The organism is Sporosarcina ureae (genome assembly GCF_002101375.1).
Classification (GTDB): domain Bacteria; phylum Bacillota; class Bacilli; order Bacillales_A; family Planococcaceae; genus Sporosarcina; species Sporosarcina ureae_B.
Window position 1 is genome coordinate 872,678 of sequence record NZ_CP015207.1, and the last position, 13,641, is coordinate 886,318.

18 protein-coding genes are annotated in these 13,641 nt (G+C 40.6%); 8 read left to right on the forward strand and 10 right to left on the reverse strand.

Translation table 11 applies throughout. The annotated features are described in order from the left end of the window. Positions 1–108: 108 nt before the first annotated feature. The 4 genes from SporoP8_RS04190 to SporoP8_RS04205 all read left to right on the forward strand — a co-directional run bounded on the left by SporoP8_RS04190 (position 109) and on the right by SporoP8_RS04205 (position 2,886). Positions 109–1,041: a cation diffusion facilitator family transporter gene (locus SporoP8_RS04190; RefSeq protein WP_085131375.1), complete on the forward strand. Its 933-nt coding sequence runs from the start codon at positions 109–111 to the stop codon at positions 1,039–1,041. Positions 1,042–1,046: 5 nt separating this feature from the next. Then, complete coding sequence (locus SporoP8_RS04195; RefSeq protein WP_085131376.1) at positions 1,047–1,499, forward strand: hypothetical protein; 453 nt, start codon at positions 1,047–1,049, stop codon at positions 1,497–1,499. Beyond that, positions 1,499–2,434 (forward strand): TRM11 family SAM-dependent methyltransferase, encoded by a 936-nt coding sequence (locus SporoP8_RS04200; protein WP_085131377.1) that lies wholly within the window; start codon positions 1,499–1,501, stop codon positions 2,432–2,434. The genes SporoP8_RS04195 and SporoP8_RS04200 overlap by 1 nt, the downstream gene beginning before the upstream one ends. Before the next feature lie 248 nt (positions 2,435–2,682). Continuing rightward, on the forward strand, positions 2,683–2,886 hold the full coding sequence (locus SporoP8_RS04205; RefSeq protein WP_085131378.1) for a hypothetical protein: 204 nt from the start codon (positions 2,683–2,685) through the stop codon (positions 2,884–2,886). A gap of 249 nt (positions 2,887–3,135) precedes the next feature. Here the strand turns inward: SporoP8_RS04205 and SporoP8_RS04210 are convergent, their stop codons facing one another. The 3 genes from SporoP8_RS04210 to SporoP8_RS04215 all read right to left on the reverse strand — a co-directional run bounded on the left by SporoP8_RS04210 (position 3,136) and on the right by SporoP8_RS04215 (position 5,066). After that, complete coding sequence (locus SporoP8_RS04210; RefSeq protein ID WP_085133551.1) at positions 3,136–4,503, reverse strand: leucyl aminopeptidase family protein; 1,368 nt, start codon at positions 4,501–4,503, stop codon at positions 3,136–3,138. Between the two features lie 45 nt (positions 4,504–4,548). Beyond that, positions 4,549–4,704 carry a hypothetical protein gene (locus SporoP8_RS16615; protein ID WP_198166067.1) on the reverse strand — a complete coding sequence of 52 codons (156 nt, stop codon included), beginning with the start codon at positions 4,702–4,704 and terminating at the stop codon, positions 4,549–4,551. Positions 4,705–4,829: 125 nt separating this feature from the next. Beyond that, the gene (locus SporoP8_RS04215) at positions 4,830–5,066 is read right to left on the reverse strand and encodes a hypothetical protein (RefSeq protein WP_085131379.1); all 237 of its coding nucleotides are present in this window, start codon (positions 5,064–5,066) and stop codon (positions 4,830–4,832) included. Positions 5,067–5,154: 88 nt separating this feature from the next. Here SporoP8_RS04215 and SporoP8_RS04220 point away from each other — a divergent pair, with 88 nt between their 5' ends. After that, entirely contained in the window at positions 5,155–5,598 is a 444-nt protein-coding gene (locus SporoP8_RS04220; RefSeq protein ID WP_085131380.1) for a YaiI/YqxD family protein, read from the forward strand. Positions 5,599–5,658: 60 nt separating this feature from the next. Here SporoP8_RS04220 and SporoP8_RS04225 read toward each other — a convergent pair whose 3' ends face one another. Beyond that, complete coding sequence (locus tag SporoP8_RS04225) at positions 5,659–5,958, reverse strand: cupin domain-containing protein (RefSeq protein WP_085131381.1); 300 nt, start codon at positions 5,956–5,958, stop codon at positions 5,659–5,661. 548 nt (positions 5,959–6,506) lie between these two features. On the opposite strand from SporoP8_RS04225, the gene SporoP8_RS04230 reads away from it, so the two are divergent. Next, positions 6,507–7,586 carry a type III polyketide synthase gene (locus SporoP8_RS04230; RefSeq protein WP_085131382.1) on the forward strand — a complete coding sequence of 360 codons (1,080 nt, stop codon included), beginning with the start codon at positions 6,507–6,509 and terminating at the stop codon, positions 7,584–7,586. A gap of 1 nt (position 7,587) precedes the next feature. Continuing rightward, on the forward strand, positions 7,588–8,115 hold the full coding sequence (locus SporoP8_RS04235) for an isoprenylcysteine carboxyl methyltransferase family protein (protein ID WP_085131383.1): 528 nt from the start codon (positions 7,588–7,590) through the stop codon (positions 8,113–8,115). Between the two features lie 276 nt (positions 8,116–8,391). Here SporoP8_RS04235 and SporoP8_RS04240 read toward each other — a convergent pair whose 3' ends face one another. Genes SporoP8_RS04240 through SporoP8_RS04255 form a run of 4 tightly spaced genes read right to left on the reverse strand, consistent with a single transcriptional unit; the run spans position 8,392 to position 10,673 of the window. Then, positions 8,392–9,132: a thermonuclease family protein gene (locus SporoP8_RS04240; RefSeq protein WP_085131384.1), complete on the reverse strand. Its 741-nt coding sequence runs from the start codon at positions 9,130–9,132 to the stop codon at positions 8,392–8,394. Between the two features lie 13 nt (positions 9,133–9,145). Beyond that, positions 9,146–9,487 (reverse strand): fluoride efflux transporter FluC, encoded by a 342-nt coding sequence (locus SporoP8_RS04245; protein WP_085131385.1) that lies wholly within the window; start codon positions 9,485–9,487, stop codon positions 9,146–9,148. Further along, positions 9,484–9,858, reverse strand: coding sequence for a fluoride efflux transporter FluC (locus tag SporoP8_RS04250; protein ID WP_085131386.1), 375 nt, complete (start codon positions 9,856–9,858; stop codon positions 9,484–9,486). The genes SporoP8_RS04245 and SporoP8_RS04250 overlap by 4 nt, the downstream gene beginning before the upstream one ends. Before the next feature lie 17 nt (positions 9,859–9,875). Further along, on the reverse strand, positions 9,876–10,673 hold the full coding sequence (locus SporoP8_RS04255) for an alpha/beta hydrolase (RefSeq protein WP_232319202.1): 798 nt from the start codon (positions 10,671–10,673) through the stop codon (positions 9,876–9,878). Between the two features lie 107 nt (positions 10,674–10,780). Here SporoP8_RS04255 and SporoP8_RS04260 point away from each other — a divergent pair, with 107 nt between their 5' ends. Beyond that, positions 10,781–11,299 (forward strand): gamma carbonic anhydrase, encoded by a 519-nt coding sequence (locus tag SporoP8_RS04260; RefSeq protein ID WP_085131388.1) that lies wholly within the window; start codon positions 10,781–10,783, stop codon positions 11,297–11,299. 378 nt (positions 11,300–11,677) lie between these two features. Here SporoP8_RS04260 and SporoP8_RS04265 read toward each other — a convergent pair whose 3' ends face one another. After that, positions 11,678–12,790 (reverse strand): Fe(3+) ABC transporter substrate-binding protein, encoded by a 1,113-nt coding sequence (locus tag SporoP8_RS04265; protein ID WP_157111220.1) that lies wholly within the window; start codon positions 12,788–12,790, stop codon positions 11,678–11,680. A 172-nt stretch (positions 12,791–12,962) separates the two neighbouring features. Then, the gene (locus tag SporoP8_RS04270; protein ID WP_085131390.1) at positions 12,963–13,640 is read right to left on the reverse strand and encodes an ABC transporter ATP-binding protein; all 678 of its coding nucleotides are present in this window, start codon (positions 13,638–13,640) and stop codon (positions 12,963–12,965) included. Position 13,641 lies beyond the last annotated feature (1 nt).

Here is a 13,641-nt window from a genome sequence, read left to right on the forward strand (position 1 = left end):
GACAAACTTTGTCCCAATCCAACAAGTACAATTATGTATGACCTCGCCTAAACTACGCGAGGTTTTTTTGTTGCTTAAAGGAAACACTCTTAGAGGAGGGAAACTTTTATGACAATTCATGTACGTGAACATTCTACTTCTGCCATCTTTGCTATCTGGATCAGTTTATTTAGTAATATTATTTTGACTGTATTAAAATTGATCGTCGGATTTGTTTTCAAAAGTCCCGTTTTACTTGCAGACGGTTTCCATAACGCAGGGGACGTAGTTGCCTCTGCCGCTGCATTGACTTCCATGCAAATTTCGAAACGACCTGCAGATGAAGATCATCCGTATGGACACGGCAAAGCGGAAGTAATTGGTTCAAGTATAGTCGCTATTATTTTAGGGTTAGCCGCGATCTATATTGCTTTTGAAGCTATAATGGCTTTATTTGAAGATCCTACTACAGCGAGTAAGATTGCCTTACTTACTGCGATCGTATCACTCATTTGGAAATATATACTCTATGTCTACACCATTCGTATCGGTACAGCGGAGAACAGTAAAGGTCTGATCGCAACGGCGTATGATCACTTAGCCGATGTCTATGCCTCGCTTGCTGCCGTGATAGGAATTGGGCTTGCTTTAATTGGAGATGCTTACGCATGGCCGCTACTCACATATGGAGATCCCATCGCCGGTATTATCGTCTCCATTCTTGTCTTTAAAATCGCTATAGAAATCGGTAAGGAAAGTATTGATATATTAATGGAAAAAAGCGTATGCGACGAGCGATTAATCGCATTTGAAGAATTGATTCATTCCATTCCAGAAGTGAAGCGAATTGACCGCTTACGTGCAAGAGAACATGGTCACTACGTATTGGTAGATATCCGTATCGGTATCAGTGGTAATTTAACGATACAAGAAGGCCATATTATTTCGAGTAGATTACGTAATTTGATCATGGCAAAAAATGAAGACGTCGATGAAGTGTTAATTCATTTAAATCCGTGGTATCCCGAAAAACAATCCGGTATACTTACTAACGAGGAGTGAATAAAATGAGTACATTTACAATTAAAACAATAGAAGTATGCGAAAAAGAAACAGAGGAAACCGTACGCTTTGCGGATGAGGGCTTTTCACAGGAACCCATCTCGTATTTGAAATCTAATATAGCTGAGTTTCTCTTTGTCGAGTCACCGGAATTCGATGAAATCAAAGTCGATTCGCTGGCACTTGAAGTGGATGATATTTTCGAAACGTATATGGCGTTATTCGGTTTACAAGGCAAGAAAAAAGAAGGCGAAATAATTCGCACATTTATTGAAGAAAAACTTCAGCACAACTTACATGGCTTTAGTATTTCATTTTCAGACAATGAAGGTTTCTGGGAATTGAATATTCCGTTTGATTCGCTTAAAGGTTTTGATGAGACGATGTCTATAAAAGATGCATTACAACTTCTATACGAAGTACTTGGTGATTTGCATAAAATGAGAGCAAGTAACTGATGGCATCGCAGTTTATCTACACGTATATTCGACACCGTGATGAAAAGGAATTATGTCGGATGGAAATGCGGGCTTTTTTTGGCCATGACGTAGAAGATAACGTGGTCGTCAGTGATATAGCAGTTGATCCTTCACGAAGTCCGTTCATACAAACACGACTCGAAGTGTTACTGGATGCAGACAGTTTAGAATTGCTGGCTGACAAAGCTTCTCGGCTGGAAATTGATCAATTATTTAAGACAGTCTGCTTAAATGATATGGTGCTTGGAAGAACAGCTAAAATTGATCATGATACTCGTCGTAAAATAGAGCGGTCCATAGGATTACAGGTAAAAGGTGAGCCAGAACTGGATCATCCTGAAGTGTTCATCGGTATCATGCACTTGGACGATCGCTGGTATGCAGGGAATTTACTTTACAGTTCTTCTGATTGGCATGTTCACCAACAGAAGCCGCATATGTATTCTACCGCGCTTGGTACCCGATTAGCCAGAGCTGCCGTCAATATAGCGGTGCCCCATCCTGAAGGGAAACGCGTCATCGATCCTTGCTGTGGAATTGGCACTGTACTGGTTGAAGCACTATCTATGGGGATACCTATTGAAGGACGTGATATTAATCCGCTTGTCGTCTATGGTTCACGGAAAAATATCGACTACTTTGATTTGGAAGGCAATGTCACTATAGGTCCAATTGCTGAAGTCGATGAAGAATACGATATTGCAATCATTGATATGCCGTATAATTTATTTACCCACATTACAGCAGAAGGCCAACTCGAGATTTTGAAAGAAGCTCGTCGCTTTGCAAAAAATTGTTTAATCATTACAATTGAGAATATGGACGAAATGCTCGAAATTGCTGGATTTGAGATAGCAGATCGTTGTCTTGCACGTAAAGGTACTTTTTCGCGTGAAGTAGTTCTATGTAAATAATGAAAGACGCATGAGGATTTTTTCTCACGCGTCTTTTTATTGTTCATTTTGACGTAGTAACGATGCTATTCGCAAGTAAATACTTCCATACGTTTATAAAACGAATGAATCATAAAAAACAGTATATATCTCATTACAAAAAGTGTGAATTGTATAAATTAGGGGAAACAAAAGTAAAAGAGCATATTGTCTTGTATAGTAATCATTTTTTCTAATGAGCTCTTATTCTTAAGTTAGGAGTGAAGTCTATGTTTATTAGCATCATGAAGCTTTTAAGTATTCTCTATCTATGGACTTGGTTCGTATGGCCATTCATTTTTGTTATCTCTATAATTTACGCGATCAAGGAGTTGGTGAAAGAAGAGCCAGCATTTATGAAGCCTGCGATTATCGCATCAGTGTCTTTGTTAATCATTCTGGCAGGAATCGCCTCCCCTTCGTTGTATTTATGAGAGTTTACAATCAAATGATCGAAGTCATAACGCGCTGACCTCGATCATTTCTTTTTGTTCTAGATAATGTGTAGGTGGGATTATACGTAGATAGACAACGTAATGAGGATAAGACTTATGGACACGCTGTAAGCTCTCTCCTATGCGTCCCCCTTATTAACTGTTGTTACCCAATGTTAATACGAACATCAAAAACAGAAAAAAGAATGCCCCTTGAAGTATCGTAACTTCTGAGACATTCTTTTGATATTATTTAGTCAACGACACTGCATAATCCGCAAGCAAGCGTGCTCCGTAGCCAGTTGCAGACTTTGTGTAATATCCCTTTGACTTCTGCTTATCCATGACACCTGCCATGTCTACATGCAACCAGTTACTCTTCGGGGCGAACTTACGCAAGAAGAGACCAGCTGTAATCGAACCTGCGACAGTTAAAGAACTCATATTATTGCAATCAGCATAAGCGCTGTCAAGCGTTTCCTCATATGCATCTACTAGCGGAAGAGGCCAAACGAAGTCGCCGTTTTGGTCGCCAATTTTCTTCAGTTTATTAGACAACTCTTCATCACCAAAGACGCCACCGACTTCTGTACCTAAAGCAGCGACAACCGCGCCAGTTAATGTAGCGATATCGACTGTATAATCTGCATGTAATTCTCCTGCCCGAATTAATCCGTCAGCCAAAATCAAACGTCCTTCTGCATCTGTATTACCGACTTGTACACTAATGCCATTCTTATATTGAATAACTTCACCAGGCATTACTGCATCAGGTCCAGGTGTATTTTCGACCATTGGAATCAGCACAACTACATTCACTTTTGCATCTGAATGAGCTAGTAGTGATAATGCACCGCTGACAGCTGCTGAACCACCCATATCCATACGCATGTCACTATCATCGCGTCCGCCTTTTAAGCTAATCCCCCCTGAATCGTATGTTACGCCTTTTCCAACAAGAGCTACGAGTGGTTTTGATGCATCTGTCTGCAATGTCATCTCAACGAATGAGGGCTCATACTTACTGCCACGGCAAACTGTTAATACGCCGTTCATTTCGCGGTCTTCGATTTCTTTTTTGCCTAGTACATCTATTTTTACTTTTGTTCCTTTGAAATGGTCTTTTAATACTTCTGGATACGTCTCTGGGTTTAGCACATCAGAAAGTTCATTCATCAAGTCCCTGGAAAATGCCATCGCGGCAGCACGTACTTCTCCTGATTTGACTGCGCCTTTATCTGCACCTATTACATTTAATGTAGTGACAGGGTCCGCCTTTTTAGATTGGTAGCGGTCAAAGTTATAGGCGCCAAGGTGCCATCCTTCGACAAAAGCCGTGACTGCTTCATCTACAGATGACCATTTTTGTGCTAACTGATCCGCTTGAATCGAAGCATAATCTACCTTTTGTGTCGCTAGCTTGCGAGATATTTCACCTGCAACACTACGAATTTCATCCAATGTTTTCCATTCTTTGTTTTTTATAACGACTAACTGTTTTCCGTCATGTACAAACGTGGAAAATTCTTCAGCTTGATTGTCAACGAATTGCTTTACCAATAAATTTTTCGTTATTTGTCCATCTGTTGAGAATAAAATCTCTGCGTTAATTTTCATAGTAATAATAGCTCCCTTCACTATTTCGGTTTCCTAAATAGTTTATCACTTTTTACCTGATAGTGCTAAGAAGAGAGTGGCCAGCGGTCCTAAAAACAAAGATAGTAAAAACCAGTTCAATCCGCTTCTGTTTTTTCCCTGAGCCAATACTGCATTGATTAAAGCTAATGTACCCCACCCTACGAAATATCCTTCATTCATTTTTCATCACTCCATTATCTAGTTATATAGTATGTATACGATTTGCCTAACAGGTTAGTTTCATTAATAGCTTTTAACGCAAAAAAGGAACATCCATGATGTCCCTAGTGTTTCACATGACTGGATTAGCTACCTATTGATGTCGGTGCGTTGTCATCGGTCGCATTTTGGTAGTTTTGATTACCGACTTTAGCTCTTACTTCTTCTTCTGTTAGAGGTGGTGGAATTTCGTGATCTGCCAATGCTCTGTTTTCAAGTGGTACTTCTATGTTCTCCATGGCAGCATTCTTTGCATCCATTTCACGTCCATATTGTTCACGTTGTTCTACAGTAGTTCGTTGTTCTTTTGATAAATCAGCCATTTCATCACCTCAACTTCGCGTTTTTACTTATCTTTCCCGATATTTGCTATACTAAACCTACTAGAAGGAGTAGGAGGAGAGGGACAACGTGACAACGATTTTAGTGGACGCAGATGGCTGTCCGGTAATTAACGAAACAATCGGGATTGCAAAACAGTACGGTCTTTCCTGCGTATTAATATGTGATACTGCACATGAAATGCATCGAGAAGGCGCTGAGACGATTACTGTTTCCAAAGGTGCCGACGCAGTCGACTTTGTATTGGTGAACCGTATAAAGAAAGGGGATATTGTCGTCACTCAAGACTATGGTTTGGCTGCTATGGCACTGGCGAAACAAGGTTTGCCACTTGATCAGAATGGTAGATGGTATACGAATGACAATATCGATCAATTACTCGCAGCACGTCATAAAGCACAGAAAATCCGCCGAGCAGGAGGTCGTTTGCGCGGTCCGAAAAAACGAACTGCTGAACAGACTGAAGGATTCGTTTCTAGTTTGCGTGAATTTTGTAAAACGATTCAACCTTAAATGAAGCCAAATGATAAACAGAGACTACAAGTCATACTTGTGTCTCTGTTTATATTACTTTCACGGCTTAACTTGAATAACGAATACATCCGAGTCCTCCACCGCGTGCAAACTATGTCTTTCCAGCGGCACCATATGCAAGACATTGTCAGGCGTTACATCAATCGGCTCGCCTTCCACTATGAACCGCACTTTTCCTTTACGCACGATGATGAATACTTCTTTATTCGCATCATGCTCGGCCACTTCTTCACCTGCACGCAATTGAATATTCATGAAGATTGCATTGTCGACATTCGCTACTTTTTCCACATGTTTTTTCTTTTCAGTTAGCTGATTCTTGGTATCAATTACTTTCATTAGTTTTAGCCCCTTTCAAAAGTTCTTGCATAATCAGTTCGTATGACTTCAGTTTATCATGAAAGTGAGAAGCTGTAGAAACGAATATGATTTCTTAGGCTACATAACCTTCCGTTACTTGTTGTGACTACGATCGATGCCTGCACCAATTTCCCCAGAAAACCATACTTCTAACACTTTGAAGTTTTCTACCTCTTTATTAGGGGAATAGTGAGATAGCATGACACCGCCTGATCCGACTCGGATAGCCGAAGGAAGCGAGGTCAAATGTGCCATCAGTATTTTATGTGAAAAACCTACTACCGAGGGAGCATCATGATATTCAGACGCTCCAAAGCGGTGATAACTCTTTTTCTACTCTCATAGTCTAGGCGATTTTTTGCTGAAGAGCCACTTGAGCATTTTTGACTGATGTACTAGGGGATGGATCTACTATACTTAATTGTATCTTAAAGGCAAGTCCACTCCTTCTATTGCATATAGTCTACAAAAAGCTACGACATCATTTACTGCTCGCGCTTGCCATTAATTTTATCGGAGGTAACCCTATGCCAATTATTCAATCTGTCAGTACCGTTAGACCACCTGTTGATTTGCCACAGGAAGAGGCTATGACATTTGCCCGCTCTTTATTTTCGGATTCATTTAAAGATATTGACCGCTTATTGAAAGTGTTCCAAAACGGTGAAATTGATTCACGACAAGTATGTATGCCGTTAGATTGGTATGCGGAGCCACATGATTTTGAAACAAAAAACAACTTATATATTCAGCATGCTTTGGCACTTGGCAAACGGGCAGTGGAGGAATGTCTCTCCAACACAACTACGCTTGAGCGTCCGGTGAATGCTGCTGAAATAGACGCGATCTTCTTTGTTTCAAGTAGTGGAATCGCCACACCAAGTATCGATGCCCGTCTTATTAATCAATTACCATTTCGACATGATATTAAACGTATCCCCATTTGGGGCCTTGGTTGCGCAGGTGGTGCTTCGGGCATGAGTCGTGCTTTTGATTACTGTAAAGCCTATCCTGAATCGAATGTTCTCGTTCTCGCTATAGAGCTTTGCAGCTTAACGTTTCAACGAGATGATGTGTCTAAAAGTAACTTGGTCGGTGTATCGTTATTTTCAGATGGTGTTGCCTGCGCACTTGTTTCTGGAGAACGGTCTTCCATTAAAAGTACACGTCCGATGCCGCATATCCGTGCAACGTCTTCACGTTTTATGCCAGATTCAGAGGACGTGATGGGCTGGGACATTAAAAACGATGGCTTGCATGTCGTATTTTCAAAGAGTATTCCAACCGTCATCAAAAGTTGGTTAGGACCTTTCGTACATCAATTTGTGGAAGATCATAATCTATCAATGGAAGATGTACAACATTTCGTTGCCCATCCAGGCGGTAAAAAAGTATTAGACGCCTATCAAAAAGCATTGGATATGGATCAAGAGCAAACTGCAACGTCGAAAAAAGTGTTGCAAGATCATGGAAACATGTCGTCTCCTACTGTGCTCTATGTACTTAAGGATTTCATTGAGCAACGGCCTACTGAAGGGGAATACGGTTTAATGGCGGCACTTGGCCCAGGCTTCTGTGGAGAACTAATATTGCTGGAGTGGCAGTAAGATGGGTAGGCTCTTCCTGTTTGTTTTTATCATCGTCGTCATGCAACGGTTAGTAGAATTGTTCGTCGCTAATCGTAACGAGAAGTGGATCCGCAGTAAAGGCGCAATAGAAATCGGCGCATCCCATTATAAATGGATGGTATTGATGCATACGGCATTTTTCGTTTCCTTGTTAATCGAAGTTCTGGTATTCGATCGTCCTCTATCACCACTCTGGGGCTTGTTACTTGCAGTCTTCCTATTGATGCAAGTACTACGTGTCTGGTGTCTGTCGTCGTTAGGGAAGTTCTGGAACACTAAAATTCTTATACTACCTGGGGCGGACGTACAGAAAAAAGGACCTTATCGCTGGATTCGCCATCCGAACTATGTCATTGTAACAACTGAACTGATTGTATTACCTTTACTATTTAGTGCGTACTTTACAGCCGGGCTGTTTCTATTATTAAACATTTGGATGCTGTCCGTCCGGATCCCCGCTGAAGAACGCGCACTACGAGAACTTACAAATTATAATGAAGTGTTTTGATAAAAAAGAAGAGACTGGAACAGAACTATAAAATAGTCCGCTCCCCTGCGCTCCTGTATCTCAAAAGTTACTTTTATAAATACGTAGTCAAAAAGAAAAATGCATGAAGGAGAAGAATGACCCTTCATGCATTTTTCGATTTTTGTCCCAGCCTCTTCTTACTTTTTTACTGATTGATTAGCATTTATATACAGGAATACCGCCCTAGTTACTCGTAAATGGAAAGCGTCCACTAACGATCAACAGTACTATGTCACTTACTTCGTATTTCGATTATTAACAAGCTTGACCATCACTATTGCCGTCTAGATGTTCTTTATACGCAGGGTGTCCTTTCTTAACGCCCTCCGGATATACTTTACGTAGCTCTGTACAATTCTTGAAATCCTGTGTTTCACCATATACAGGTATCTTCACAGAATCAGCGGGATATTTCTCACTATCAAAACCTCGGTCTGTTGTATAGTCTTCCAACGTCCAGATGCCTATGCCCGATTTCTTGGCTTGTTGCTCAGCTTTTTCAAATGCATCCAAATGCCGTGTGTTAGGCGGATACACATAAGCGACTCTCGCTAATCCCTCTTTCAATAACTGCTCTTGCACACTTTTGCCGTCTATGTATATATACGCTAATAATCTGCCGTATTTATCATATTTTCCGCCTACATCAAATTCGATTTCAAGCTGACCTTTTTGCAGTAGCTCTTGGTTACGTACCTTAGCTTGCTGTCCGTAAGGCTGTTTACCAAGCCGGGGGTGATTCGTTTCTGGTGTATCAATTAATAAATACCGTACATTTTCTTCTTTACCTTCATACATAATCTTGATCGTATCGCCGTCAATTGTTTTGACCAATTCAACAGGAATAAGACCTTGACGACTCGGTTCTTTTTCCTCTTCCACAAGTAGTTCTGGGAAATATATTGCAACAATCGCAATTCCTAGGGCAATGAAGAGTGAAGTAATCATTTTCTTACGTTTGTTTTGTTTCACTTTTGGTGTCGTTTTCTTACTCATCAGAACCTCTTTTCTATAAGCTAAAACCTAAAAAGGCCAAGCCTATACCTACTATGAACGTTGCAAGTGTATAACTAACAGCATGAAATTTTCGACCTTCAGTCCAGAACGTCCAAATCTCTTTCATTAACGTAGAATACGTCGTTAAAGCACCCGCCACACCTGTTGCAAAAAACAGTGTCCAACTGAGGGAAATATTTGAACCTATGATCCAGCCGATGAAGAAGCTCCCAACCGAATTAACAAGCAACGTTCCATATGGCAAACGTTTTCTATTGAGCTTGGCAGACACTTCAAAACGCAATAGCGCCCCTATAAATCCGCCACAACCAACTGCTATGAAATGCCAGATCATGCCGATAGCCTCCTAGCTAATGAAAAACCAAACGCCGCCATAGCCAGTCCACCTATTAAACTACTACCCACGTATACAACAGCAAGTACAAAAAGTCCATTACTTAGCAATTCAACCGTTTCTATACTGACTGCTGAAAACGTCGTAAATGCACCAAGGAATCCCGTAGTAATAACTGTCACTGCTAAAGGGTTAAGCCTTCCTCCGAGACGAGCTCGTTCCACTATATAGCATAGTAGCAACGTACCGATCATATTCACTAAGAATGTCGCGATAGGAAAAGAACCGCTGACGATCAACAGATGACCGACCAGCAGCCTTGTGCTCGCTCCTAAAGCTCCAGCTACACTTATGTACAGACGTTCTCTCATATGTTCACGACCTTATTTCATTCGATAATATATCCGAGTGAATGAAGTACATTATTGATAAATGATTGTGTATATAAATAGACCCCTTCTTGCTCAGGCGCTTGGATGACATCGTGGTCAACGTCTTTCCATCGTTTCCATTGCAATTCAGATAAATTTTGTGCGAATGCCCACTTGCGTGTGTAATCGGTATTGGTGATTTGATCCGCTTCTCCCGTGTGCAGTAATAACGGTACATCTTGGATAATTAAATCTGGTTGCATGACAGATCTCATGAGTGTCTGTAATTCACGGTACCAGCCACCTGTCACAATAGATACATACATTGGATCTTCAGCGTATTGCTCTAAGAATTCAGGATTACGCGATAGAAGTTCAGGTGTAATTTCATGATCCAACGTCATCGATTGAGACCATTTTGTAAACATTTTCGCCCGGATCGGCGGATGATGTTCCAGATGTAGCCAAGGTGATGTGCAAATGACTCCTGCACATTCGATTCGTTCCATCTGTAATAAACGAAGTAAGAACGTAGCACCCAATCCATGCCCAAATAAAAATACAGGCAAATTATCATCTAAACCGCTTCGGATCATTTTCTTGATAAATCTTCGGTAATCCTTAAATGCCTCCGCATGCACTTCGACACTTTCTTTGCCGTGACCAGGTAAATCCCCAGCTACAACATGAAAGCCATCGCTTCGAAATTTCTGTATGAGCCATACATATCTTCTATGATGCTCATAAGCGTTATGTACAAGAACGATAACACCTTTTGCCTTACCTTCTGCTTCCCATTTCCACAAAGTTACCACTCCTTATTTGACTATCTTATTCTATTCATTTCATTCTTATGTTTCACAAATACTAAATGTTTGTTACGATAAATTATACATGATTATTTAGAAATGAGGAGATTTGATTGATTTATCCATACGAAGGTAAATTACCAGAGATTGACCCATCCGTCTATATTGCGGATTACGTAACGATTTCAGGAGATGTAACTATAGGACCTGAATCGTCTATATGGTTCAATACCGTTATACGTGGGGATGTATCTCCTACTGTTATAGGACGAAAAGTAAATATACAGGATTTCTGCTGTCTACATCAAAGCCCCAAATATCCATTAATTCTTGAAGATAATGTGACGATCGGTCACAAAGTGATGCTCCATAGTTGCACGATTAAAACCGGTGCACTTGTTGGAATGGGTGCGACCGTGCTCGATGGGGCAGAGATTGGAGAAGGTGCATTCATAGGTGCTGGCAGCTTGGTAACTCCAGGTACGAAGATTCCGCCTAACACATTAGCACTCGGTTCTCCTGCCCGTGTCGTTCGTGATTTAACTGACGAAGATCGTGCAGACATGACAAGAATCGTTAATGATTATGCACGCAAAGGTCAATTATATAAAGCCTTGCAAGAAGAGAAATAATTGAAGCGCCCGTTACTAGCGGGTGCTTATTTTAATACTCGCTGAATTTTACAGACATTTCGAGTGTTATCGCTAATATATTTTCCTCTTCAATGTATACATGAATTTTACACCCTCCTGCAAACATATGAATATCATGCGTCAGCCATTCACCATTAGCAAATATATACTCCACTAACATCCCATATATAGGATGTTATTTCGTTTGGACTGTTTTTTAAAAATAAAAGTTTTACCTTATCTATTATAACCAGTTAAAATTTTTCACTCTATCTATGACTTATGATAGAGCAGAAATGTTTCATCTACTTATAAAATCAGTAGATGAAGTTTATTTATATAAACAAAAAAGTAGCCCGAGGGCTACTTTTGTTGAACTTATTTCCAGCCTACTTCATTCATCAATTCTACAGCTTTCGGATTATACTTACCGTAATCTGCAAAATCCACTTTTTGTGGTGTGAATGTACCCCATTCAGCCATCACTTCTGGTAATTTCGCTTCTTTATTAACCGGGAACTCAAAGTTTTCGTCCGCAACTAGTTCTTGTGCTTCCACAGTCGTTAAGTACTCAATCAACTTCACTGCATTCTCTTTGTTTTTACTGTGCTTAATCAAGCCAGCACCACTAATATTAATATGTGTTCCTGTAGTTTCCTGGTTCGGGAAGAATACGCCGATCTGGTCGAACACTTTCACATCTTCCGCTTCGTCTGAAACAGACATGTGACCTACGTAGTAACTATTCATAATCGCAACATCACCAACACCTGCAACGATCGCACGCGCTTGGTCGCGGTCTCCGCCTTCGGGTTCGCGCGCTAAGTTATCTACAATACCTTGCGCCCATTCCTTAGCTTTCTCTTCGCCGTCAATTGCGATCAATGATGCCATTAAAGATTGGTTATACAAGCTATCGGATGAACGAACAAGTAATTTATTTTTCCATTTGTCTGTTGCAAGGTCCTCATAAGTTGATAATTCTTCAGGCTTCACGCGATCTTTTGAATAGACAATCACACGTGCACGAGTAGATAATCCAATCCATTGGTTGTCTGTGTCGCGAAGCTCTGCTGGCACTGTTGTATCGATTTCTTTAGATTCAACGGGTTGCAAAAGACCTTCTTCTTTTGCCGTGTTCAAGATCCCACCATCGACTGTAACGAATAAATCAGCAGGTGTATTTTGTCCTTCACGCTTTAGACGCTCCATTAATTCTGGCGCTTTCGCTTCAATCACGTTTACTTTAATGCCAGTCTTCTCTGTAAAATCTTCATAAAGAACTGAATCTACGTCATAGTGTCTAGCTGTATAGACATTTACTTCTCCACCCGTTTTCTCACCTTCAGTTGCATCAGTTGTATCTTCAGCAGCCTCTTCTTTTACTGGTTCGTCTTTTTGTCCCTCTTTATCGGAACTGGAATTACATGCGCCTAAAACTGCCGCAAGCATTAATAGGGCGAATGCCCATAAAAACTTCTTCACATTCATTCTCTCCTTATTTCTCATATACGTTGAATACCTTCATGCGATAATGAGAATCATTTTCAGTGCTAAAGAAATTGTAATACAGATCAGAGTATAAGTCTAGTATTCATTTTGCTTTATTTTTGCAAAAAAAAGGAGAGTAGCGGAAACATATCCGATACTCTCCTTTACAACGTTATACAGGTATTGATTCTTTTTCCGATCCCATATACGTAGCACAATCAATATAAATAGTTCGATCACAAATCGCGTCCACATCAGCTTGATCATGTGACACAAACAAACATGTGATATTGGCTTTTTGCAAGATATCTCGAACTTCCATTCGAATCAATGACTTCAAATTCGTATCCAGATTACTGAACGGCTCATCCATCAACAGAATCGAAGGTGAAGGGGCCAAAGCTCTTGCCAATGCAACACGTTGCTGTTGTCCGCCGCTAAGTTCATGGGGATAGCGTTTGGCGAACTCTTGCAATTGAACAAGTTCCAACATTTCATCCAAACGTTTCTTTTTCTCAGGGCGCTTCATTTTATGTAAGCCAAAGCAAATATTTTCGCTTACTGTTAGATGCGGAAATAATGCATAGTTCTGAAACACCATACCTACACCACGCTTCTCTGCCTCAATATACGTATTATCTCCTACAATCAATCTGCCATCCAGTTCGATACTGCCTACTGTAGGATCTTCCAAACCTGCAAGCAACCGTAACAAAGTGCTTTTTCCGCTACCACTCGCACCTACAATCCCTACGATTTCCCCTCTTTCAATCGTAAATGAAAAGCGATCAATGATAGGCTGCTGTTTTTTTGAATACCGAAATGATAAGTTTTGAATGTCTACAAACATC